A 2408-nucleotide genomic window follows, 5' to 3' on the forward strand; every position below is an offset into this window, starting at 1 on the left:
CTGTCGGTGCGCTCGCTGGCCGAAGTGGTCAGGCGGGTTTCCACGCCCGTGAAGCCGGTTGCGGCATCGACGGTATGTCCTGTGCCTGTCGCTCAAGAGCCGACTGCCGCGCCGAAACCAAGCTTTGTCACCATCGCCTTCCACGCGGAACGTTTCGCGGTCTGGGAAGCCTGGCTCGCCGCTGCGCGAATCGCGGCACCGGGTGCGCCGACGGACGAACTCCTGGCTGGGTTGATCGATCAGGGTGGTGCGGCGATCGTCATACGCCTCGTGATCCAGCAATGTCCGGACTGTCGCTCGTCCATGATCGCCACATCCCGCGGCGACCTGGCCGTGACCGGCGCGCTCCTGGCGCGCGCTGTCTGCGAGGCCGAGCGGCAGGGTCCCGACGGGAGCCTGCGCCGGGCAGTGCCGCCGCGGATGCGGCGCCTCGTCCTAACCCGCGATGGTCATCGCTGCCAGGCGGAAGGATGCGGCCGCGCCCAGCACCTGCATGTCCATCACCGCACACCGATCGAAGAGGGGGGGCGTGCGACCCTCGACAACCTGATCACGCTCTGCGGCCGCTGCCATCGGGCGCTGCACGAACGCGAGGCGGCCCTGAAAGCCGCCGCAGGCGACCCGGCTGGTTGACGGAGTCTTGCTGCTGGGCAACGCTAGTTGCCGTACATCGACTTGAGCGTGCTCCAGGAGGCCCGCTCCGCGGGCGTTGCCCCGTCGCAGAAGGTCATCCAGCCCAGCGTCATCTGGTAGGAGGCGGGCGGCACGATCGCCAGCGTACCGGGCCAGCTCAACAACCCGCTGCCCGCTCCCGGGCCGTCGGGGCTCTGCGGGCCGAGGGCCGGGATCTGCCAGATGTCGCCGCCCGCCGCCGACGGCTCGCGGCCGGGGTGGGACACCGCGACGTAGTAGAGGCCGGGCGCCAGCGACACGTTCGGCGCCGTGAGGATCTTCATGCCGCCGGAACAGACCTGGTTGGCGCGCACACCCATCCCGACGGCGTCGAACAGCCACGGGTTCGGGCCGGCGTCCTGGAGGCACATAAGGGAGACCAGGGGCAGGCCCGCCGGCGGCGTGGCCGTCAACTGGATGCAGTACAAATCGACGTCGTCGTGGCCCGCGAGGACGCCTGCGATGGTCGTGAGGCCGCCGGTCCCGAGCGTGATCTGCGCGGTGCCGAGCAGATCGCCGGCATCGCCGTCCTCGGTCCAAACCTGTGCGAACGCGGCCGGGACGGCCAGCAACGCCACGACCGACAGGCAGACCAGCCACCGGCCGGCGCCGGAAGCGGCGCGACGTTCCAACTTGTCGTTCATCATGAAGATCTCCTGTCTCTGCCTGAGGGGGACTGCCGATTGCACGGGCCGGACGACCGGGCCGACATCGAAGTGTGCCGACAATCATGGCACGATCGCCTAGTCGGAAGCAATAGAGGCCTGATTTTATCTTATTTTGTGGCATGATCGGCTTGAGTGCCTGGTGGCGGCCGCCCGGTCAGGACGACGCCCGGCTATGATAGAATCCGCCATGGAGTGCGGCCGCGTGCCCGGAACCACCGCGAAGGAAGTGCCATGTCCAGGAACCGCATCACCGTCTTCGCCACCTTGTTCGTGTCTCTGGCGTTGGTCGCACAAGTGGCGGCGCGCCCCTTCGCAGGCACGCCTCCCCTGCCCGCCGGTCTGACCATCGCCGATGTCCCGAGCGGCACGCTCGTCGACCTGGCCGCTCCTCTGGCCGGACTCGAGCGCTTCGACGGCAGCGGGAACGCGCCCGCGGCCACGACCGGCCTGTGGCGTCAGATGCTCTTCGAGCTGCGCCGCTCCAGCCTCATGGAACGCGGCTGGCCCGAACCGCGCGACCTGGAGCGGCGCGCGCTGGCCGCGGCGTCGCCCGAGGTCGTGCCGGTGGCCCTGCTGGACGCGTCCTACGACCGTCTGCGACCCGGCACGCCTGCGGACCGGCAGCGCTGGGACCGCGCCGACGTCGAGCGCGGCCGCGTCTTCGCCGCCGCCGCGCTGCGCCCCGTGACGTACCACGGCGCCCGCGTCGAGTTGCTCTTCGCCGCCGACCTGTGCGTCGGCGGCCTGCCGCCGCGCCTCGAGGTCGACCCCGATGACGGCGGCGGCTGGCGCGACGTCGGCCCTGATGGCCGGCTCACCGCGAGCTACACCGCCACGGGCATTCACACGCTGCGCCTGCGCGCGACGACGCCCGACGGCGCCCTGCGCCACGCCGCCTTCACGCTCGATGTCGCCGCGCTGCAGACCCCGCAGCCGACCGAGACCTGGCCCGTCACGGCGAGCGTGCTCTACGACGGCGCCGCCGGCGCCGGCTCGGCCTACGTCTATCTCGCCGAGGGCCGCACCAGCTGGCCAACCCCGTGGTCGTGGTCGAGGGCTTCGACCTCG

The 2408-nt window shown here is 70.9% G+C and carries 3 protein-coding genes; 2 read left to right on the top strand and 1 reads right to left on the bottom strand.

Features of this window, described 5'->3' with window-relative positions:
- Positions 1-633: HNH endonuclease signature motif containing protein (locus tag Q7W29_05695; GenBank protein ID MDO9171306.1), on the top strand; the 633-nt coding region annotated here is incomplete at its 5' end.
- 23 nt (positions 634-656) lie between these two features.
- On the opposite strand, the gene Q7W29_05700 is transcribed toward Q7W29_05695, so the two are convergent.
- Positions 657-1316: a hypothetical protein gene (locus Q7W29_05700; protein MDO9171307.1), complete on the bottom strand. Its 660-nt coding sequence runs from the start codon at positions 1314-1316 to the stop codon at positions 657-659.
- Positions 1317-1571: 255 nt separating this feature from the next.
- Between Q7W29_05700 and Q7W29_05705 the strand changes: the two genes are divergently transcribed.
- Positions 1572-2408 (top strand): hypothetical protein (locus Q7W29_05705; protein MDO9171308.1); only part of this gene is annotated, 837 nt, incomplete at its 3' end.

Source organism: bacterium, assembly GCA_030654305.1.
Lineage (GTDB): Bacteria > Krumholzibacteriota > Krumholzibacteriia > LZORAL124-64-63 > LZORAL124-64-63 > PNOJ01.

Excerpts from the sequence above, each read along its gene's own strand:
- Q7W29_05700 (MDO9171307.1), bottom strand. The coding sequence starts at position 1,316 with ATGAACGACAAGTTGGAACGTCGCGCCGCTTCCGGCGCCGGCCGGTGG.